The sequence below is a fragment of the Allobosea sp. GW821-FHT12C12 genome, assembly GCF_058807355.1.
Window position 1 is genome coordinate 127,107 of sequence record NZ_JBXAQP010000004.1, and the last position, 20,612, is coordinate 147,718.

The following is a 20,612-nucleotide window of genomic DNA, read 5'->3' on the forward strand; positions in this document are numbered from 1 at the left end:
TAGCGCGATGTTCCTGCGCCTGTTCACCGATCTCCGCGCCGCCAGGGTGCCAGTCACGCTGCGGGAGTATCTCGCCCTGATCGAGGGCGTCGAGGCCGATCTCGCCGAGCATCGCGTCGACGAGTTCTACTATCTGGCGCGCACCTGCCTGGTGAAGGACGAGCGCCATCTCGACCGCTTCGACCGCGTCTTCGCCCAGGTCTTCAAGGGCATGGAGACGCTTGGCGAGGCTTTCGAGAAAGCCGGCATTCCCGAGGAATGGCTGCGCAAGCTCGCCGAGAAATACCTTACCGAAGAGGAAAAGGCGCAGCTTCAGGGGCTGGGCTGGGAGAAGCTCTGGGAGACGCTGAAACAGCGCCTCGACGAGCAGAAGGGCCGCCATCAGGGCGGCTCGAAATGGATCGGAACCGCCGGCGCCTCACCCTATGGCGCCTATGGCTACAATCCCGAAGGCGTCCGCATCGGCCAGGACGAGAACCGCAATTTCCGCGCGGTGAAGGTCTGGGACCAGCGCGAGTTCAAGGATTTCGACGACACGCGCGAGCTCGGCGTCCGCAACCTGCGCATCGCGCTGCGCCGCCTGCGCAGGTTCGCCCGCACCGGCGCGGCCGAGGAGCTCGACCTCGACACCACGATCTCGGAGACGGCGCGGCACGGCTATCTCGACGTGAAGCTGCGGCCGGAGCGCCGCAACGCGGTCAAGGTGCTGCTCTTCCTCGATGTCGGCGGCTCGATGGACTGGCATATCGAGCTGGCCGAGGAGCTGTTTTCGGCGGCGCGGGCCGAGTTCAAGCATTTCGAGCATTTCTACTTCCACAACTGCCCCTATGAGCGCGTCTGGAAGGAGAACCGCCGCCGCCATAACGAGGGGATTTCGACCTTCGAGCTGCTGCGGACCTATCCGGCCGATTACCGGGCGGTCTTCGTCGGCGACGCCTCGATGAGCCCCTACGAGATCGCGATGCCGGGCGGCTCGGTCGAGCACTGGAACGAGGAGGCGGGCCAGGTCTGGATGGAGCGCCTGACCGGGCGCTTCCCAAAATCGGTCTGGCTCAACCCGGTCCAGCAGCACCTCTGGAGCTATACCCAGTCGATCCGCCAGATTTCCGGGCTGATGGGCGGGCGGATGTTCCCGCTGACGCTGGACGGGCTCGACGGAGCGATGAAGGCTCTGGCGCGGTAGCGCCGACCGGCGCAAGCCGCTAAGGCTCGCTGCCATGCGGCCCCATCATCCAGACGACGTCCCCCTCCCGTCCTGGCGCCAGCGTCCCAGGCCGATCGGCTTGGCGCTGGCCTACCAGCTCGACGGCAACGTCCTGTCGATCGACTCCCCGCGTAGGATCGACAGGGTCCCGCTCGCAACCGTCGACCGGGTGCGCTTCGTCTATGCGCCGAGCAACGTGACCGCCGGAGCCTACAAGACGCAGCTTCGGCTGCGCGACCGCCGGACCATCACCTTCGGCAATCTGTCCTGGCGCTCTCTGACCGACATCGATCGCGACGACGCCGGCTACCATGCATTCGTCACCGCGCTCTCGGCGGCGATCGCGCAGGCCAATCCCAAGGCTCGCTTCGTCGCCGGAAAGCCCTTCCCGGCATGGGCCGCGCTGGCGCTGGTCGGCGGGGCCGCGCTGGTCATGCTCGCCTGGTTCAGCGCCCGCGCATTCAGCCAGGGCCAGACTCAGGCCGGCTGGCTCGGCCTCCTGCTCGCCGCCGCCTCGGCCTGGCAGGTCTGGCCGATGGTGAAGCGCAACCGGCCAAGGGAGTTGGCGGTCGGCGAGGTGCCGGACGAGCTGGTGCCGGGTCGGGCGTCCGGATAGCGCCTACCTCACCACGAGCACCGAGCATTTCGCCCGCCGCACGATGGTCGAGGCGTTCGAGCCGATCACATAGGCCAGGATGCCGGGCTCGTGCGAGCCGATCACGATCAGGTCGGCGCCGCTGGCGTCCGCCTCCGCCAGAACCTCGCCATGGACCGAGCCGACCAGCACCTTGGCCGAGACCCGTTCGTCGGGCAGCGCGATCCTTGCCGCGATGGCGGCGAGCTTGGCCTCCGCATCGGTCTGCTGCTCGGCGTCGAAATCGGCCGGGACGAACTCCATGTAGGTGATCGGCACCAGCGAGCGCACATAGACGAGGCGGACCGTGCCGCCCGACGCCTCGGCGAAGGCGACCGCCGAGACGATCGCGGGTTCGGCGAGATCGGCTTCGGCGAGATCGACGGGAACCAGAATCGACTTGTACATCGCATCCTCCTGGCTGTTGGCCGGGCCCATCCTAGCAAGATCGGCGTGCCGCGCCATCGGCCGGCATGGCCGCCATGTTGCGCCTGAATTGACGCCGCGGCCATGCGGACTAAGAGTGTCGCCGCATGCGGGGCGCGCGCCGCGCCGCCGGGACGGCGCCGGTTCGCCGCCGCTTCTGCCGGGCCGCCCGATGACCGATCCTCTTGCCAAGACCGACCTGCCCGAAACCGCGCGAGGCCCGCGCGCCCTGCTGCGTTCGCCCGCCGTGTTCCTGATGGCGCTGGCCTTCACCAACTGGCTCGGCTTCGCAAGCTGGTCGGCGCTGATCAACAACTTCGCCAAGGAAGCCGCCGGCTTCAGCGGACAGGATATCGGCATCCTGCAGTCCGTCCGCGAAATCCCGGGCTTCCTCGCCTTCACCGCCATCGTGCTGTTCTGGATCATGCGCGAGCAGATGCTGGCCTATCTCAGCCTGGTCGCGCTCGGCATCGGCGTCGCCATCACCGGCTATTATCCGACGCTGGGCGGACTGCTGCTGACGACCACGATCATGTCGCTCGGCTTCCATTATTACGAGACGGCGCAGCAATCGCTGCAGTTGCAGCTTCTGCCGAAGGCCGAGGCGCCGCGTCTGCTCGGGCGGATCGCCGGCGCATCGGCCATGGCGCAGCTCCTGGCCTTCGGATCGATCGCGGTGATCTGGCGCGTCTTCCAGCCGTCCTACATCTCCGTCTTCCTCGGCGCCGGTCTGCTCACGGTCGCGCTGACGCTGGTGGTCCGGCTCGCCTTTCCGCGCTTCCAGGGCGCCGTGCCGCAGAACAAGGGCTTCGTGCTGCGGCGGCGCTACTGGCTCTACTACGCCCTTACCTTCATGTCGGGCGCGCGCCGGCAGATCTTCATGGCCTTTGGCGGCTTCCTGCTGGTCGAGCGCTTCGGCTACGACGTCTCGGCGACCGCGACGCTGCTGCTGGCGACCTACGGCATCAACACCTTCATGGGCCCGATGCTCGGGAATCTCGTCGGACGCTTCGGCGAGCGCGCCACGATCCGGCTCGAGAACATTTCGCTGGTCGCGGTCTTCGTCGGCTATGCGTTGGCGAGCCAGGGCCGTTTCGCCGGCTGGGGCGTCTATGTCGCAGGCGCGCTGTTTATCGTCGACGGGGTCTTCTTCACGCTGACCATGGCGCAGCGGACCTATTTCCAGAAGATCGCCGACCCGGCCGACATCGCGCCGACCTCCGCGGTCGCCTTCACGATCAACCACATCGCGGCCGTCGTGCTGCCGGTGACCTTCGGCCTGCTCTGGATCAGGAATCCGGCCTTCGTCTTCTATATCGGGGCGGCGATCGCGACGGCGTCGCTGTCGCTCGCCTTCCTGGTGCCGCGCCATCCGGCGCCGGGGAAGGAAACGACGCTGGCGCCGGCCGTGCCGGCCGCGGCCGAATAGCGCTCGGTCTTTCCAGCTTCAGCCCTGCCGCGCCGGCGTGCGCACGACGAGGCCATCCAGTTCGTCCCGGACCCTGATCTGGCAGGACAGCCGCGAGGTCGGCCGGACGTCGAAGGCGAAATCGAGCATGTCCTCCTCCATCGACTCCGGGCCGCCGGTTTTCGCGGCCCAGGCATCGTCGACATAGACATGGCAGGTCGCGCAGGCGCAGGCGCCGCCGCATTCGGCCTCGATGCCGGGCACGCCGTTTCGGACGGCGACCTCCATCACGGTCGAGCCGGTCTCGCCCTCGACGGTGCGGTTCTCGCCCTTGGCGTCGATGAAGGTGATCTTCGGCATCGTGAACTCCGGCGGCCCTGACACAGGCTCCGCTTAGAGCATTTCAAAGGCGGGAGGCAAGGTAAGGAGGAAACCGTTTTCGCCGATGCGCGCCGCGATCAGGCGGCGCATTCCAGCCGCGAGATCACCGCCCGGACCTCGGCCGCGGCCAGCGCCAGCGTGTCCATCGCGGTTTCCGCCCGGCGGGCATCGGTCGCGGCGAGATGCCGCTCGATCGCGTCGGCCGCATCGGCGACATGCCAGGCGCCAATGGCGCGGGCCGCGCCTTTCAGCGTATGGGCGGCGTCCATCTTGGCCTGCGCATCGTCGGCGGCGTGGATCGTGCGCAGATGGCGGACGCATTGCTGCGCGAAGAGCGCCAGCAGCTCCCGTTCGAGTTCATGGTCGCCGCCGGTCTGGCGGGCGAGATGGACGAGATCGATGGCGGTCTGGGGCATAACGGGCTCTGGACGAGGACTTTACGAACACGCTGGCGCAGGCTTGGATCTCCTCCAAGAAGCGCCAACATGGTGAACGAGGCGTTAACGACGTTTGTGAATCGCGCGGTCAAATGGGTTTCCATCACTTTGCCGGTCCACTACCCTTCCAATTGGTAAATGATGGGCGCAGAGTCCGTCGCGCCACGCTTGCCGGAGGCGGCATGTGCAGCGCGACCTTCGCGGAATGCTCATCGAGTAGCGTGGCGAGGCGGTACCCATGACCCGGCAGAACAAGCTCCAGGACCCGACCGAGGCCGCGATGTCGGCGATCGAGGAGGCCCTGCGGCTCGACCAGCCAAAGGCCGAGACCGAGGGGACCGAGCCGAAGCTGCCCGCGACCACCGAGAACGACCTCAAGCTCGACCTGCCCAAGATAGATGCGCCCAGGCTCGACTTGCCGAAGGTCGAGCCGCTGCCGGCGGCCGAGCCGATTGCCGCCGCGCCGCGCTCGCCGCGGCCGAAGCCCGTGATCGCCCCCGACACCAGCCGCGTCGCCAACGACGACCGCCGCGATTCGAGTTCGCTGGTTCAGGCCTTCTCGGCGCGTCCGTCCTCGCGCCCGATCTGGTTCGCGCTCGCCGCCTCGCTCGCCTGGCTCGGCGGCGCGGCCTTCCTGCTGGTGAGCCGGTTCGGCTCGTTCTCGGCCGGCCTGCCCGAAGGGCTCGCCGCGTTCGGCATCGGCGAATGGACGCTTCTCGCGCTCGCGGTCGGCGCGCCGGTGATCTTCTTCTTCGTGCTGGCGGCGCTCTATCGCCGCACCCAGGAGATGCGCCTCGTCTCGCGCGCCATGACGGAGGTGGCGCTGCGCCTGGCGGAGCCCGAGGTCGTCGGCGCCGACGCGGTGCTCTCGCTGAGCCAGACCATCCGTCGCGAGGTCGCGGCGATGGGTGACGGCATCGAGCGCGCCGTGGCGCGCGCCGGCGAGCTGGAAACCATCGTGCGCGGCGAGATCGCGACGCTTGAGCGCGCCTATGCCGACAATGAGATCCGCCTGCGGGCGCTGATCGACGAACTGGTGACGCAGCGCGAGGCCGTGGTCGGCAACGCCGAGCGCGTCAAATTCGCGATCAGCGGCGCCCATGAGGGCCTGTCGAAGGATCTCGAGAACGCCAGCCGCGTCATCTCCGACGCCGTCAACGCCGCCGGAGACCGCGTCACCGGCTCGCTCGGCGAGAAGGGCGACCAGATCACGCTGGCGCTGGGACGCGCCGGCGAACGCATGGTCGACGAGATCACGGGGCGCGGCAACGACCTCGTCGAGCGCCTGCAATCGACCTCGGGCGACGTCAGCACCCGGCTCTCGGGCGCGAGCCAGGATCTGGCCGTGCTGCTGGACGGCCGCGCCGCCGAGATCTCAGCCTCGCTCGAACGCACCGGCGCGGTGCTGACCGAAGGGCTCAAGACGGGCGCCAGCGACGTCACCAGGGCGATCAGCGAGACCGGCGCGCAGGTCGCCGACACGCTGACCGCGCGCGTCGCGAGCGTCAACGAGACGCTGCGCCAGACCGGCGAGAACCTGGCGCAGGAGATTTCCCTGCGCGGCGGCGAGGCGGCCGAACGCTTCGAGACCAGCAGCCGCGACATGGTGGCGCTGATCGACGGCCAGAGCGAAAGCCTGCGCCTGCGCCTGACCGAGACCGGCGAGAGCCTGCGCAGCGCGCTGGCCGACGAGGGCGAGAACGTCACCACGCGCCTGACCGAGGTCGGCCGCGGCGTCAACGGACTTCTGACCCGCCACAACGAGGCGATCGCGGCGCGCCTGCTCGAAGTCGGCGAGAACCTCAACACCACGATCGGCGCACAGGGAGAGACCCTGCTGACGCGCCTCAACGACACCGCCCGCACCGTCGACGACCTGCTGCGCGAGCGCGGCGACGCGATCCTGCTGCGCGCCGACGAGGCGGGCAAGGCGATCGGCGACACGGTCTCGCGCCATGGCGAGGAGTTGACCAAGCGGATCACCGAGGTCGGAGCCAACGTCCACGGGCTGTTCACCGAACAGGGCGGCAGCCTGGTGACCCGGCTGTCGGAGACCGGCGAGACCGTGCACCAGATGCTCGACCGCCAGGCCGAGACGCTGGTGACCCGCGTCACCGGCGCCGGCTCGGATGTCGGCGCGCTGCTCGACCAGCAGGCGCAGAGCCTGGTTTCGCGTGTCACCAGCGCCGGGACCGATGTCGGCGAGGTGCTCGACCGCCAGTCGGAGACGCTGGTCGCGCGTCTGAACGGCGCGGGCGGCGACGTGAACATGCTGCTGGAGCAGCAGCGCGAGAGGCTGGTTTCGGGCCTGTCGGAAACCGGCGCCAAGGTCGGCGCGCTGCTGGAAGAACAGGCCGGCGCGATGACCGTGACGGTTTCGCAGGCCGGTCTCGAGGTCAAGGATCTGCTCGCGGCCGAGAGCCAGGCGATCGTGGCCCGCGTCACCGATGTCGGCCGCTCGGTCCATACCGTCCTGTCCGAGCGCAGCGGCGCGCTGATCACCCGGCTGAGCGAGACCGGCGATGCCGTGACGCTGCGCCTCGACGAGCAGGGCGCGGCGCTGTCGGCCCGCGTCGCCGACGCCAGCGAGGCGGCGCGTTCCGCGCTGGAATCGCAGCAGAGCGGCTTCCTCACCCGCCTCGGCGAGACCGGCCAGGAGGTCGGGGCGCTGCTCGACAGGCAGCGCGAGAGCATGATCGGCGATCTCGTCAGCACCGGCCGCGAGGTCCACACCCTGCTCGGCGAGCAGAGCGAGGATCTGGCGCGGCGCATGACCGAGGCGACGAAGACGCTGACCGAGACCATCAACGTCGATGGCCGCCATGTCGCCGAACGCGTCACCGAGGCGACGCTGGGCCTGCGCGAGACCTTCACCGTCCATGCCGAGGAGGCGCGCACGGCGCTGACCGGCGCCGGCAGGGAGATCGTCCTGGCGCTCACCCAGCAGGGCGGACGCGTCAACGAGGCCCTGGCCAGCAACGCCGAAGCGATGCTGCGGCTGGTCGAGGGCCGCTCGGAGGCGCTGACGCAGGCCTTGACGAGCCGGCACGAGGCGCTGGCCGATCTGTTCGATCGCCAGGGCCGCGAGATCGAGACCGGGCTCGGCGACAGGCTCGCCGCCTTCGAGGCGATCCTGGTCGGCCGCGGCGGCGCGCTTGCCGACAGGCTCTCGGAGGATGCTCGCGGTCTCTCGGACACCATCACCAGCCGTCTGGCGCAGGTCGAGCGGCTCTTCGCCGAGGAAGGCCGCCAGCTTGCCGATCGGGTCGGCGCGGTCTCGCAGGAAGCCGCCGAACTCATGGCGAGCCGCACCTCGGAAGCCGCGGCCGCGATGGAGAATCAGATCCGCGTGTTCGAGGAGCGTTCCGGCGCCAAGAGCGCCGAGATCGGCAAGTCGCTGGACGGACTGATCGCCCGCATCGACGGCAATCTCGGCTCTCGCGCCACGGCGCTGAACGAGGCGCTGGTCGAGCGCACGGTCGACATCGCCCGCGTCCTGGCCGAGGGCGGCCGCGAGGTCACCCGCGCGCTCGCCGCCAAGGCCGACGAGATCGGCGAGGTCGTCACCTCCAAGAGCGAATCCCTCACCCGCACGCTCAGCGACAAGGCCGACGCGATCAACGCGACGCTCGGCGGCCGCGCCCTGCAGATCGCCGATACGCTCGACCAGAGCGTCGGACGCTTCGAGGAGCGCGTCGTCAACCGGCTCGACACCGTCTCGGGCACGCTCGATTCGCGCGGCAAGGAGATCGCCGACACCCTGCAGAACAAGTCCGACGCGATCTCGCTGGCGCTAGGCGCGCGGGCCGAGGAGTTGCGGACCCTGTTCGACGACAAGGGCGGCGGCATGGTCACCGCGCTGAGCCAGCGCGGCGAGGCCATCGCCAGCGAGGTCGCCAGCGTCGGCGAGACCGTGGTGCGCGCCATCGAGAGCCGCGGCTCCTCTATCGTCGAGGGGCTGCGCGATCGCGGCGCCGAGATCACCACGGCGCTGGACACCTCCTCGGCCGGCCTGCGCGAGACGCTGGAATCGGGCACGCGCGGCTCCGTCGATGCGCTGGTCACGACCAACGAGCAGTTGCGCGACGAACTCGGCGGCATGCTCGGCCGTCTCGCCGAGGCCAACAAGCTGATGCAGCAGATCGTCGGCGGCGCCTCCAAGAACCTCGGCGCCATTGAAACCGGCCTGACGACGCGGGTCGGCGAATTGCAGGCGATCGTCTCGACCGTGATGGACGAAACCGGCAAGGCGGCCCACCAGGTCGCGTCGCAGGTCGAGGAGCTGAAGGGCTTTTCGGAAGGCACGCTGCGCGAGACCACAGCGCTGGTCGGCCAGCTCGACGGCAAGAGCGCGGCCCTCACCGAGGTCACCCAGGCGAGCACGGCCGCGCTGCACGCCGTCGCGACGCGGCTCGAGCAGGTCGAGAGCCGCGTCGGGCGCGCGCTTGCCGGCCGCAAGGAGACGCTGGAGGAGCTGCACGGCCTGATCGCCAGCCGCACCGACGACGTCGAATCGATCACGCGCTCCTTCGCCGCGCTGATCGACGAATCGCTCAACACGGCCGAAGCCCGCGCCCGCCAGATCGGCGGCGTGCTCAGCGACTCGGCCGAGGCGACCGCCAGCGCGATTTCGCAGCAGTTCGAGATGATCCGCTCGACCACCGGCAAGGAGCGCGAGCGCACCGCCCACGCCCTGCGCTCGGCTTACGAGCAGGTCGCCAACGAGGTCGGCGGAGAACTCGCCAAGGTCACCGAGCGCTTCCAGGGGACAGCCGACGAGATGCGCACGGTCACGGCCGACATCCAGCGGGAGCTGGAAGCCACCCGCGCGGACCTGCGCCGCGGCGTGCTCGACCTGCCGCGCGAGACGCAGGAATCGACCTCGGCCATGCGCCGCGTCGTCGCCGAGCAGATCAAGGCGCTGAACGAGCTGACCGAGATCGTCACCCGCTCGGGGCGGCGCAACGACGTCGCCATGCCGAATGAGGGTCAGGCCCGGCGCGCCCCGGCGCCCGCCGCCATCGCCGCGCCGGCCTACACCACGACCACGACGGCGCAGGCCCGGATGCCGGCGGCGTCCGAGCCGCTGCTGCGGCCCTCGCTCGACGCTGCGCCAGCGCGCATCGAGACCCGGCAGGAGCCCCGCCAGGAGGCGCCGCGTCCCGAGTCCCGCCCTGCCCCGGCCGCGCCGCGCGGCGCGACGCCGCTGCCCGAACTGCCGCGCCGATCGAGTCAGCCCGAGCCGCAGACGCCGCCTCCGGCCAAAGCCGGCTGGCTCTCCGACCTGCTCAACCGCGCCTCGCGCGAGGACAGGCCGGCCGAGACGACCAAGCCGACCGCGCATTCGATCGAGCGGCTCGACTCGCTTTCGGTCGACATCGCCCGGATGATCGACCACGACGCGGCCGTCGAGCTCTGGGACCGCTACAAGCGCGGCGAGCGCAACGTCTTCACCCGACGGCTCTACACGCTGCAGGGCCAGCAGACGTTCGACGAGATCAGGCGCAAATACCGCCGCGACGCCGAATTCAAGGAGACGGTCGACCGCTATATCGACGAGTTCGAGCGCCTGCTCGGCGAAGCGGCAAAGGACGACCGCGACTCGATGGTGGCCAAGACCTACCTGACCTCGGAAACCGGCAAGGTCTACACCATGCTGGCCCATGCCAGCGGCCGCTTCGAGTAAAGCGGGACAGTCGCCGGGACATTCAGAAGGCCGCCTTTCGGGGCGGCCTTTTTGCTCGAAGGGCCCGGTCGTCTCGCTCGAATGCCGAGTTGACCCGGCCCATGGGGCCGGCCCGATAAGGCGTGAGGTCAGCCGTTGAGAGGTGATTCGTGAAGATTTCCGCGCAATTCCTTTCGCCCTCCGAAGCAGCCGAACGGCTTGGCGTCTCGGCCAAGGCCCTGCGGCTCTACGAGCAGCGCGGGCTGATCGCGCCCGCCCGCAGCGCCGCCGGATGGCGCGCCTATGGCGCCCGCGACATGATCCGTCTGAGCGAGATCCTGGCGCTGCGCGCGCTTGGACTCAGCCTGTCGCAGATAGCGCGGGTTCTGGGCGGAGATGCGCGGGCTCTGGAGCCTGCGCTGGCCGCGCATCAGGTTGCCCTCGAAAGCAGAAGCCGCCAGATCGCCGAGGCGATCGACCGGATCCGCGCGACGCGGAGCGATCTGGCGCGAGGCGAGACCCTCGCGGCCGAAGACCTTTCCCGCCTGCTGCGTCCGGACGATGGGGCGGGCGTCGCCTTCACGCTGCCCTGGCCCTGGGGCGGCGAGCGCTTCGAATTGCGGGAGATCAAGCCGCTCACCCACATCATCGGCCCCCTCGGCAGCGGCAAGACGCGACTGGCCCGGAAGCTGGCCGAAACGGTGCCGAATGCCGCCTTCCTCGGGCTGGACCGTCTTGCGGATGATGGCGCGGCGGCGCGATCGCGGCTGGGCGCGAACCCGGCGCTCGGGGAGCGGGTCGATCAGGCGCTGGCCTGGCTCATCGAGGATGGGGCGACCCCGTCCGGGGCGCTGCTCGCGCTGATGGCCGGGCTGGAAGTCGAAGGCCCTGACGCGCTGGTCGTCGACATGATCGAGCAAGGGCTCGACCAGGCGACGCAGGAGGTCCTGATCGCCCATCTGCGCCGCCGAGCCGCGACGGGGCGGCCGCTCTTCATTCTGACGCGATCATCTTCGATCCTCGACCTCGCGGCCGTCGGCCCCGACGAGGCGATCATCCTCTGCCCCGCCAATCATGCGCCGCCGAGCCGCGTTGCGCCCTGGCCGGGCGCGCCGGGCTACGAGGCGGTGGCGACCTGCCTCGCCTCGCCCGAGGTCAGGGCGAGGACCGAAGGCGTCATCGCCTGGCGGCAGCAGGTCGCCTGAGCGTCCAGTTGTCGGGATCTTGGTATCCGAAGAACCAATCCCGATTGCGCATATCCGCCTCGGATGAAACGGCGGCCCAGAGACTGCCGCGCAGCGTCAGTCCCTCGAAAGGCTGCACGGCGGCACGGCCTCCCAGCGTGACGGCCCTGGCTTTCCAGTCGAACTGGCTGATCTTGTTCTTCCGGTTGCCGGGGTCGTAGACGTTCTCGGTCGAACCGGCATCCAGATAGCCGACGAACGGGGTGAAGGCGAAGGTTTCCGCGCTGGAGCCCTCCGTCCGCCCCGGTTCTGAGGACTGCGCCAATGCCGCGCCCGACAGCATCGCGATCCCGAACGACGTCAGCGCGCACCCAACGTCGCGATCATGGCCACCTCCCAATCTGAGGTAGCAGATACGAATGATCTCAACGGTGGGTTAACCATGCCGGCGGCGATCGACCGCCGGAGCCTGCTCGTCCACTTTACGATCGACCAGCGAAATCGCCTCCCGTTATCGCGCCCAGCGCACGATCTCGATCAGCACCTGCGACAGCGCCCGGTCGAGCGCCTGCGCGGCCGCCGCGCCGTCGACGGCGCTCGCCGGCACGCGCGCCGCGAAGAGTTTCGCCCGCTGGACCTTGCCGGTGCGATCGCCGACGAGCTTGGCGGTGATCTCGACCGCGGCCGCGCCGCTGGCGGCGTCGATGTTGAAGCTGCGAATGTCGGTGTTGAGTTGGAGATCGGGCACGATGCGCTCGCCAGGCCTGGCGACCGAGCCGAGGCGGCTGCCGTTCTCGAAGGTCTGGATCAGCCGGGTCTGGACGAGCCTCGGCACCCGGTCGGCCCATTGTCCGCCGCCGAGGAAGGAGAGAGACCCGGCCGAATCCTTGACGATGATGCGGTCTGAGTCGAGCGTCTGCACCGTCGTCGGCTCGGCCACGACCAGGGCCGCGCGCGAGCCGCCGACCCGGCCGAAGCCGGAGGGAGCGGACAGATCGAAGGTCGTCGTCGCGCCGCCGCCGCAGCCGCCGAGCATGGCGGCGCCGGCAAGCAGCAGGGGCAGCGCCAGCCGGCGCAGGCCGGCCGGGAAAGTCGTCTGGTCGGTCATGAGCTAGCGTGCGCCATTGTACTGGGGAAGCGGCGGCTTGCCGCCGAAGATGAACTGCTGCGGGTTGCGCTCGAGATTGCGCAGCGTCCGCGCCAGATCGGTGAGTGTCCGCCGGCCGTCGGCGGCGAGCGATTCGATGTCGCGCAGGCCGGGTCCGGTGAAGCGGTTGATGCCGGCGGTGATCGATGCGGTGCGCCCGTCGAGATTGTCGGCGAGCGTCCGGATCGACTGCGCCGCCTTGGTGATCTCGGCGAAGGTGCCCTTGCCTTCCTCGCCGGCGGCCGAGTTCAGGAAGGCCTCGGCCCCTTTCAGCACGCCCTCGATCTGGTCGGCGGCGCGGTCGAGCTTGCCGGTGATCGAGGCGACGTCCTTGACCGCCTTGTCGACCGAGGCGCTGTTGCCGCCGAGCGCGGCGGTGAACTTGTCGATGTTGTCGAGCGCGGAGGCGATCTTGTTTTCTTCCAGCGTCCGGTTGAAGCGGTCGGCCAGCGCCGCGATGTCGCGCACCGCGCGCGAGACCTCGCCGCCGGAATTGCCGAGCACGGCGGCGAAATTCTGAACGTCGTTCAGGGTCGCAGCGAGCTTCCGCGCATCGACGGCGCCGTTCAGCTTCTCCGTCAGCGACGCGGTCTCGCGCGCCGCCTTCGAGACGTCGCCGCCGGATTCGCCGAGCGCGCGGGTGAACTTCTCGACATTGTCGAGCGTGCTGGTGATCTTCTGCTGATCGATGGCGCGCACGACCTGCGTCAGTTCCTCGCTCAATGTACCGAGCTTCTGGCTGAGCGGCGAGATCGTCTCGGCGATCTCGCCGAAGCTCTGCATCAGCTTGCCGACGCCATCGGAATTCTCGCCGAGCGCGGCCGAGAACTTGCGGACGTTGTCGATCGTCTGGTTGATCGGCGAGGCGTTGGTCTTGACGATGCCGTCGACGCTGTCGAGCACGTTGTTGGCGCGGTTGGCGATCGAGCGGACCGTCTCGAGCAGATCCTGGAATTCCGAGCGCTCCGCCATGATCACCGGAAGATCCTGCCCCTGCGGGGCCACGAGCGGAGGCGCGTCCTTGTCGCCGCCGAGAAGCTGCAGCGCGACGACGCCGGCGAGCCCTTGCGCCTCGATGCGCGCCTTGGTGTCGGTCTTGAGCGGGGTCGAACTCTCGACCGAAATCACCGCGAAAATCTGCTTGGGATCGTCCGGCCTGAGCTGGATGCGCGTGACCTCGCCGACGCGAAGGCCGTTGAACAGCACGCTGGAACCGCGCCCGAGCCCGGTCACCGAGCCCTCGAAGATGATCCTGACGTCGCGTTTGTCGCGCCCCGCGCCGCTGTTGAACCAGTAGACGAAGCCGAAACCCGCCGCGAGGACCGCGAGCGTGAAGAGACCGACAAGTGCGTAGTTGGCCCTGGATTCCATGGTCTGAACGCTATGTCCTCATTGCTTCGACGGCAGCCGGGCGCGGGCCCGCTCACCGCCGAAATAGGCCTTCAGCCAAGGATGGTCGGACGCCAGCATGGTGGCGAGCGGGCCGACCGCGATGACCCGCTTGTCGGCGAGCGCGGCAATCCTGTCGCAGGCGGAATAAAGGCTGTCGAGATCATGGGTTACCATGAAGACCGTCAGCCCCAAAGTCTGCTTCAGCGTGACGATCAGTTCGTCGAATTCGGCCGCGCCGATCGGATCGAGACCCGAGGTCGGCTCGTCGAGGAAGACGATCTCGGGATCGAGCGCAAGGGCGCGCGCCAGCGCGGCGCGCTTGATCATGCCGCCGGACAATTCGGAAGGCGCCTTGTCGGCCGCATCGGGCTTGAGGCCGACGAGATCGAGCTTGACCATCGCCATCTCGTCGAGGAGCCGCGGCGAGAGCTTGAGATATTCCCGCATCGGAACCTGGATGTTCTGCTTCACGGTCAGCGCCGAGAACAGCGCGCCATGCTGGAACATCACGCCGAAGCGGCGCTCCAGCGCGCGCCGGCTTGCAGGATCGAGATCCTCGACGTTCTGGCCCAGAACCTCGATGGTTCCGCGCCGCTGCCGGACAAGCCCGAGGATGGTGCGCGTCAGCACCGACTTGCCCTGCCCCGAGCCGCCGACGAAGCCGAGGATCTCGCCGCGCATCACGTCGAGATCGAGGCCGTCCATGATGACTTTCTCGCCGAACTGCACCTTGAGATCGCGCACGCGGATCACGGCGTCGGCCTCCGCCGTCGCTTCGTCCGGCGTTTCGATCCTGTCCCGGGTCATCGCCACGCCGCCGGCTTCAAAACGCGATCGACGCGAAGAACATGGCGAAGAGGCCGTCGACGACGATGACCATGAAGATCGCCTTCACCACCGAGGCCGTGACCTGCCGGCCGAGCGATTCGGCAGAGCCCTTGACCGCAAGCCCCTCGATCGAGGCGATCAGGCCGATGACGAAGGCCATGAAGGGCGCCTTGATAAGCCCGACCACGAAATGCTTCCAGGTGATCACGCCCTGAAGCCGGGCGAGAAAGGTGTCGATGCCGATGCCGCCATAGAGCCAGGCGACGAGCGCGGCCCCGGTCAGGCCCGACATCGCCGAGATGAAGGTCAGGATCGGCAACGAGATGATCAGCGCCAGAATGCGCGGCACCACCAGCACCTCGATCGGATCGAGCCCCATCACGCGCAGCGCGTCGATCTCCTCGCGCATCTTCATCGAGCCGATCTCGGCCGTGAAGGCCGAGCCCGAGCGGCCGGCGATCATGATCGAGGTCAGCAGCACGCCGAGCTCGCGCAGGATCAGGATGCCGGTCAGGTTGACCACGAAGGCCGTCGCGCCGAACTGCTGGAGCTGGAAGATGCCCTGCTGGGCGACGATGCAGCCGACCAGGAACGAGATCAGCATGATGATCGGCGCGCCGTTGAAGGCGATCAGCTCGATCTGGTTGATCAGCGACGGACCACGGAACTTGCGCGGACCGAGCAGCACGGACAGCGAGCCGACGACGACCTCGCCCAGAAACATCGCGCCGCCGACCATGTCGCGGCCGAAGCGGACCATCGCCGCGCCGATATTGACCAGCACGCTGACAACGCCGAAGCCGCCGGGCGGCGAGATCGCATCCTCGCCATGGATCTGGACCTCGGCCAGCAGCACGCCATGCTCGGAGCGCTGGCTTTCGATCTCGATCGCGCCTCCGGCCTCCTCGCGCTCGGCCTTGAGCCGGTTCAGGACATAGGCGCCGAGCGTGTCGAGCCGCGCGACCGCCGAAAGGTCGATCCGGGCCGCGCCCACCTTCGCCAGCCTGTCGCCGATCTCCTCGATCAGCGCCTCGATGCGCGGCGCATGCTCGGCGCTCCACGCGCCGGAGAGCGCAATGGCGAGCGTGCCTGCATCGTCGCGAAAGACCGCTTGCGGATCGGCGGTGTCGAGGGTCGCCATGATACTCCGTGATGTCCCCTGCCCGGCGCGAGATGGCCCCGAGGGACCGCCTCCAACACCTTGCAGACCATGCCGGTTCCACCCCTTCAGCCTGTATCGCCGGGCAGATTGCGCTTGGCAAGCGCAGCAAAGACACAGCCGAGAACTGCCAGCGGCGTCATGGCGAGAAAGACGAGCGCGCCGTGATTCTGGAACACGGGCCCGGAGATCAGGGTGGCCGCGGCGGTGGCGAGCGCGCTCACCGCGACCAGCCGGCCCTGGGCCGCGGCCCGCCTGCCCTCGGGCGCAAGAGCGGAGACGACCGCCATCGCGCCGAGGTGAAGACAGCCGAAGGTCACGCCATGGAGCCCCTGCAGGATCAGGATCATCCAAGGGCCGAGATCGAACGCCATCAGGGCGAAACGGACCAGCGCCGCGACCCCGCCGGCCACGATCCAGGTCAGGCCCGCGAGGCCGCGCGCGACGATGCCGCCGGCCACGAAGAACAGCAGGATCTCGGCGCCGACGCCGACGGCCCAGAAGCCGCCGATCGCCTGCTCGCTATAGCCGAGATTGCGCCAGTGCAGCGATCCGAAGGCGTAAAGCGCGCCATGTGTGGCGTTGATGCAGGCGACGGCGGCGATGGCCCACCAGAAGGCGGCGCCAAAGCCGGCCCGCGGCGCGCCGGCCTTCGGCGGCTCCACGACCCCTGCCGGCGGAGCCGGGGCGGCGAGCGCCAGGAGCGCCGCGCCGGCGAAGCAGGCCGCCATGGCGAGCGGCACGATCTCCGCGCCCTGCCGCGCGATCAGCACGCCGCCGAGCAGGTTGGCGGCGAAGAAGCTGACCGAACCCCAGACCCGGACGCGGCCGTAGTCGATGCCCGTCCTGGCGCGGACCTGCGCGGTCGTCAGCATGTCCGTCAGGGGAATGACGCCGGCCGTCGCCAGCGCGCTCAGCGCCATCAGCAGGCCGATCATCCAGGGGTCCGAACGGACGAGCAGCGCGGCATGGAACAGAGCCCCCGCGAGGTTGAGACCGGCCAGGAGCAGCACGGGCGAGAACCGGCCGTCGCCGAGCCCGGACACGGTCGAGGCCGCGACCACGCGCGCCACGATCGGGATGGTCAGCAGCACTCCGATCGCCACATCGGACAACCCGCGCGAGGCGAGCCAGAGCGGGAAGAACGGAATGTAGACGCCGACGGACAGGAAGGTCAGCGCATGCAGCAGCGACAGCCGCACCGCCACACCCCTGCGCGAGGAGAACGCCGTCGTGAGGGCGGACCGCATCTGCTTCGCCGAATCCTTTGGCCGTATCCCCTTGGCAGCAATTCCTTAATCAGTCGCGAGGCAGGCTTCGCGATGGTGCATCTCGACTGACGAACGCCGATTCGGCCAGTCCTTCAAAAGCAGGTTTGTCATGAGCGAGGCGCGTTCGCTGACACCGCTGAGCGAGAACGACTACGAGGCGATCAGCGAGGCCGTGATGGAGACGGCGCGCGGCCGCTGGTTCATGGCCGAATTCGCCAAGCGCAACCGTCAGGCCGACACCGCGCAGCTCCTGACCGCGATCGGGCGCATCGAACGCGCCGTCGGCGTCGCGGCTGCCGAGCCCGCCGCCGACACGATTTCATACGAGGCCGCCGCGCTGATCGCCGATCTGCGCCTCGATCTCGAGCGCATCAGCGGCCGCAACGACGCCGCGTCCTCGGGACTCGCCCAACGAATCGAGACCTCGTCCGCCCAGATCCTGACGGCGGCCGAGACCATCCAGGAGGCCTCGTGGCGGCTGCGCGAAGCCGGCGAGACCGACGATCTCTGCGACCTGCTCGACCGCCGCACGACCGAAATCTTCGCCGCCGCGGCCATCGTCGAGGGCACGGCCCAGCAGATCGACAAGATCGCCGACACCATCGCCATGCTGGATTCCAGCCTGCGCGCCTTCGCGGACCGGGCCGAGGGGGCGCCCGAGGCCGACGAGATGGAGATCGTGACCTGGAGCGATCCGGTCCAGGAGATGCCTGCGGCGATGCCGGCCGCCGCCTATGACGACATCGAGGTCGTCGAGATCGGCGCACCGGCCGCCGACCCCACAGACGGCATCGCCGGCCTGACGATGGCTCCGACGCTGGAGCGCAGGATCGGCTCGATCCAGAACCTGACCGACGACATCGTCTTCGAGGAGCCGCCCGCGGCCGCGTTGCCCGAAAGCGATCTCGATTTCGTCGAGCCGGCTACGGCGAGCGCGCCAGCCGGCGAGATCGAATCCGAGACCGCCATCCTCGAGGCCGCCGCCGCGGCGAGAGCGGCAGCCGCCCCGACCTCGGAATCGGACCTCCACGCGCTCGACGCGATGCCGGCGGACAAGAAGCTCGCCTATTTCGCCTGAGCGCCCGCGGATGGCGAAAAGCTCGCCATCTTGCCCGGATTGAGCAGGCCGTGCGGATCGACCTCGCGCTTGAAGCCGAGCTGGTCGGCATCGGCGCGCTTGTGGCGGCTGCCGGCCTCCAGCGAGACGACATGGGGATTGGCGATCATCACGCCGGCCGCCTCGTGCAGCGCGATGACCTCGTCGAGACGCTCGGGCGTCGTGTAGCGTAGGATCGGCAGCGCGCTCGCCGTGACCCTGCCGCCGAAGCGGATGAACTCGTGATGCGCCAGCACCTCGTCGGGAAAACGCGCGATCATCTCGGCGGCGCTCTCGACCAGCCGGTCATGCGGGAACAGGCATTGCAGATAGGTGATCGAGCGGTCGCTCTTCAGCCATTGCAGCGTCGTATGGTTCCAGGCGTATTCGTAGAGCGGCGCCGTCCCGGCCCCCTCCTCGGACGGACCCTCGTAGGTCACCGCGCCGCGCGCGCCGATGATCGCCTTGAACGGCCCGAGCGAGGCTTCCGCGATCATGCAGATCAGGATCGCCTTGCCTTGCGGGCAATGCTGCTTGAGCGCGCCGAAATAGGACGGGATCGGCCATGAGATCGGCGTCACCAGCTTCTTGACGACCCCGTCGGCGAGCGCGACCTCATGGCCTGCCTTGAACGCATCCATGTAGTCGTCGAAGGCGACGATCATGTCGATCCAGGGCCAGGCCGGGGCCAGCGGCATCTCCAGCGCCGTGATGATGCCGGTCGTGCCGTAGGCGCGGTTGACCTTCTGGGCCGCGTCGTCGCGCAGCTCCAGAATGCGCGGCTCTTCCTCGACCGTGACGATGCGCGCGGCGAGAATGTTGCCGGGCTCGCGCAGGCCGCCCCAGGTCACCGAGCCGACGCCGCCCGAGCCGCCGGCGACGAAGCCGCCGAGCGTCGCCGAGCGCTTGGTCGAGGGGTGCATCCTGAGCTCGAAGCCGGCCTCGCGCGTCGCCATGTCGACGTCGATCAGGCGCGAGCCGGCCCCCGCCCGAACGATGCCGGGCTTCTGCCATGCGATGCCGGTCAAGGCCGTGATGTCGAGCAGCACGCCGCCCTGGAGCGGCACGGCCTGGCCGTAATTGCCGGTGCCGGCGGCGCGCACGGTCAGCGGGATGCGCAGCTTCGCGCAGGCCGCGGCGATGCGAACCACCTCGGCCTCGTCGCGCGGGCAGGCGATGATGTCGGCGGATTTGTCGGCGAGCTCGCGGTTGAGGATCGGCGAGTACCAGAAGAAGTCGCGCGAGCGCTTGCGCACCGCCCGAGGCTCGTCGACGAGCTGGATGCCGGCGAGTTCGGCCTTCAGGGCCGCGATGTCGTAGCGCGAGGGCTGCGCCGGCCTCGGCTTGCGCTCGGATACGGCGCTCATCTCAGTTCTCCCGCTTCAGCGCGCTCTCGTGCCAGCGCCGCAGCAGCAGATGCGAGATCCAGCTCGTCGCCAGGAAGATCGCGATGCCCGACAGCGAGATCATGATCAGCGCCGCGAAGACGCGCGGGATCTTGAGCTGGTAGCCGGCCTCCAGGATCCGATAGGCCAGACCCGAGGCGCTGCCGCCGGTGCCGGCGACGAATTCGGCGACGACCGCGCCGATCAGCGCGAGGCCGCCGGAAATCTTCAGCCCGGCCAGGAAATAGGGCAGCGCGGCGGGCAGCTTGAGATGGCGCAGGGTCTGCCAGCGGGTCGCGCCGTAGAGCTGGAACAGGTTGATCAGGTTGTGGTCGGCCGAGTTGAGGCCCAGGATCGTGTTCGACAGGATCGGGAAGAAGGCGACGATCCAGGCGCAGATCAGCAGCGAGAGATTGATGTCGCCGGCCCAGATGATGATCAGCGGCGCGATCGCCACGATCGGCGTGACCTGCAGGATCACCGCATAGGGCAGGAGCGACATCTCCAGCCATTTCGACTGGGTGAAAAGCACGGCGAGCGCGACGCCGACGACGACCGCGGCCGCCAGCGCCATGAAGGTGATCCGCAGCGTGATCCAGAGCGAGCCCGACAGCGTGCCCCAGTCGGCGACCAGGGTCTGGCCGATCAGGACGGGGCCGGGCAGGATGTAGGGCGGGACGCCGTTCCAGCGCACGGCGAATTCCCAGAGCGCCAGCGCCAGCACGCCGATGACGATCGGCGCGAGGATGCGCGGCCAGGCGGTTGCGGGCAGGCCGAGGATGCGCGGCTGGGCGGCGAAGACCGGGCGCGCTTGCGCGTCCGTGCCATCATGGGCGGCATGAGGTTCGACAACGGCCGTCACGACACGGCCTCCCACCCACAGTCCTCACCCTGAGGAGCAAGCGCAGCTTGCGTCTCGAAGGATGCTCGGGTTCGTTCCGAAACCTGCTGGGGCATCGTTCGAGACCGCCCTGCGGGCCTCCTCGGGATGAGGG

General features: G+C 69.0%; 17 protein-coding genes. 6 read left to right on the top strand and 11 right to left on the bottom strand.

Features of this window, described 5'->3' with window-relative positions:
- Positions 1 to 7: 7 nt before the first annotated feature.
- Both AC1RRW_RS07335 and AC1RRW_RS07340 read left to right on the top strand, forming a co-directional pair.
- A complete protein-coding gene (locus AC1RRW_RS07335) occupies positions 8 to 1,183 on the top strand; it encodes a vWA domain-containing protein (protein WP_492899983.1) in 1,176 nt (391 codons plus the stop codon).
- 100 nt (positions 1,184 to 1,283) lie between these two features.
- Positions 1,284 to 1,820 carry a hypothetical protein gene (locus tag AC1RRW_RS07340; protein WP_492899984.1) on the top strand — a complete coding sequence of 179 codons (537 nt, stop codon included), beginning with the start codon at positions 1,284 to 1,286 and terminating at the stop codon, positions 1,818 to 1,820.
- Between the two features lie 3 nt (positions 1,821 to 1,823).
- On the opposite strand, the gene AC1RRW_RS07345 is transcribed toward AC1RRW_RS07340, so the two are convergent.
- The gene (locus tag AC1RRW_RS07345) at positions 1,824 to 2,246 is read right to left on the bottom strand and encodes a universal stress protein (protein ID WP_492899985.1); all 423 of its coding nucleotides are present in this window, start codon (positions 2,244 to 2,246) and stop codon (positions 1,824 to 1,826) included.
- Between the two features lie 190 nt (positions 2,247 to 2,436).
- Here AC1RRW_RS07345 and AC1RRW_RS07350 point away from each other — a divergent pair, with 190 nt between their 5' ends.
- A complete protein-coding gene (locus AC1RRW_RS07350; RefSeq protein WP_492899986.1) occupies positions 2,437 to 3,693 on the top strand; it encodes an MFS transporter in 1,257 nt (418 codons plus the stop codon).
- Between the two features lie 18 nt (positions 3,694 to 3,711).
- On the opposite strand, the gene AC1RRW_RS07355 is transcribed toward AC1RRW_RS07350, so the two are convergent.
- Together AC1RRW_RS07355 and AC1RRW_RS07360 are read right to left on the bottom strand one after the other, a co-directional pair.
- On the bottom strand, positions 3,712 to 4,032 hold the full coding sequence (locus AC1RRW_RS07355) for a 2Fe-2S iron-sulfur cluster-binding protein (RefSeq protein WP_492899987.1): 321 nt from the start codon (positions 4,030 to 4,032) through the stop codon (positions 3,712 to 3,714).
- Between the two features lie 98 nt (positions 4,033 to 4,130).
- Positions 4,131 to 4,469, bottom strand: a complete 339-nt coding sequence (locus tag AC1RRW_RS07360) for an Hpt domain-containing protein (RefSeq protein WP_492899988.1) — start codon at positions 4,467 to 4,469, stop codon at positions 4,131 to 4,133.
- Positions 4,470 to 4,728: 259 nt separating this feature from the next.
- Between AC1RRW_RS07360 and AC1RRW_RS07365 the strand changes: the two genes are divergently transcribed.
- Positions 4,729 to 10,176: an apolipoprotein A-IV repeat region-like domain-containing protein gene (locus AC1RRW_RS07365; RefSeq protein ID WP_492899989.1), complete on the top strand. Its 5,448-nt coding sequence runs from the start codon at positions 4,729 to 4,731 to the stop codon at positions 10,174 to 10,176.
- A 149-nt stretch (positions 10,177 to 10,325) separates the two neighbouring features.
- Entirely contained in the window at positions 10,326 to 11,360 is a 1,035-nt protein-coding gene (locus AC1RRW_RS07370) for a MerR family transcriptional regulator (protein ID WP_492899991.1), read from the top strand.
- Here AC1RRW_RS07370 and AC1RRW_RS07375 read toward each other — a convergent pair.
- The 6 genes from AC1RRW_RS07375 to AC1RRW_RS07400 all read right to left on the bottom strand — a co-directional run bounded on the left by AC1RRW_RS07375 (position 11,332) and on the right by AC1RRW_RS07400 (position 17,115).
- Positions 11,332 to 11,682, bottom strand: a complete 351-nt coding sequence (locus AC1RRW_RS07375; RefSeq protein WP_492899992.1) for an omptin family outer membrane protease — start codon at positions 11,680 to 11,682, stop codon at positions 11,332 to 11,334. The genes AC1RRW_RS07370 and AC1RRW_RS07375 overlap by 29 nt on opposite strands.
- Positions 11,683 to 11,850: 168 nt before the next feature.
- Positions 11,851 to 12,447 (bottom strand): ABC-type transport auxiliary lipoprotein family protein, encoded by a 597-nt coding sequence (locus AC1RRW_RS07380; RefSeq protein WP_492899993.1) that lies wholly within the window; start codon positions 12,445 to 12,447, stop codon positions 11,851 to 11,853.
- A 3-nt stretch (positions 12,448 to 12,450) separates the two neighbouring features.
- Complete coding sequence (locus AC1RRW_RS07385; RefSeq protein ID WP_492899994.1) at positions 12,451 to 13,857, bottom strand: MlaD family protein; 1,407 nt, start codon at positions 13,855 to 13,857, stop codon at positions 12,451 to 12,453.
- 18 nt (positions 13,858 to 13,875) lie between these two features.
- Positions 13,876 to 14,685, bottom strand: coding sequence for an ABC transporter ATP-binding protein (locus AC1RRW_RS07390; RefSeq protein ID WP_492900224.1), 810 nt, complete (start codon positions 14,683 to 14,685; stop codon positions 13,876 to 13,878).
- 16 nt (positions 14,686 to 14,701) lie between these two features.
- Entirely contained in the window at positions 14,702 to 15,847 is a 1,146-nt protein-coding gene (locus tag AC1RRW_RS07395) for an ABC transporter permease (protein ID WP_492899995.1), read from the bottom strand.
- An 86-nt stretch (positions 15,848 to 15,933) separates the two neighbouring features.
- On the bottom strand, positions 15,934 to 17,115 hold the full coding sequence (locus AC1RRW_RS07400) for an MFS transporter (protein WP_492899996.1): 1,182 nt from the start codon (positions 17,113 to 17,115) through the stop codon (positions 15,934 to 15,936).
- Positions 17,116 to 17,245: 130 nt separating this feature from the next.
- On the opposite strand from AC1RRW_RS07400, the gene AC1RRW_RS07405 reads away from it, so the two are divergent.
- Positions 17,246 to 18,214 (top strand): hypothetical protein, encoded by a 969-nt coding sequence (locus AC1RRW_RS07405; protein WP_492899997.1) that lies wholly within the window; start codon positions 17,246 to 17,248, stop codon positions 18,212 to 18,214.
- On the opposite strand, the gene AC1RRW_RS07410 is transcribed toward AC1RRW_RS07405, so the two are convergent.
- Positions 18,202 to 19,599 (bottom strand): FAD-binding oxidoreductase, encoded by a 1,398-nt coding sequence (locus tag AC1RRW_RS07410; protein WP_492899998.1) that lies wholly within the window; start codon positions 19,597 to 19,599, stop codon positions 18,202 to 18,204. The genes AC1RRW_RS07405 and AC1RRW_RS07410 overlap by 13 nt on opposite strands.
- 1 nt (position 19,600) lies before the next feature.
- Positions 19,601 to 20,398 carry an ABC transporter permease gene (locus AC1RRW_RS07415; protein WP_492900225.1) on the bottom strand — a complete coding sequence of 266 codons (798 nt, stop codon included), beginning with the start codon at positions 20,396 to 20,398 and terminating at the stop codon, positions 19,601 to 19,603.
- Between the last annotated feature and the right edge of the window lie 214 nt (positions 20,399 to 20,612).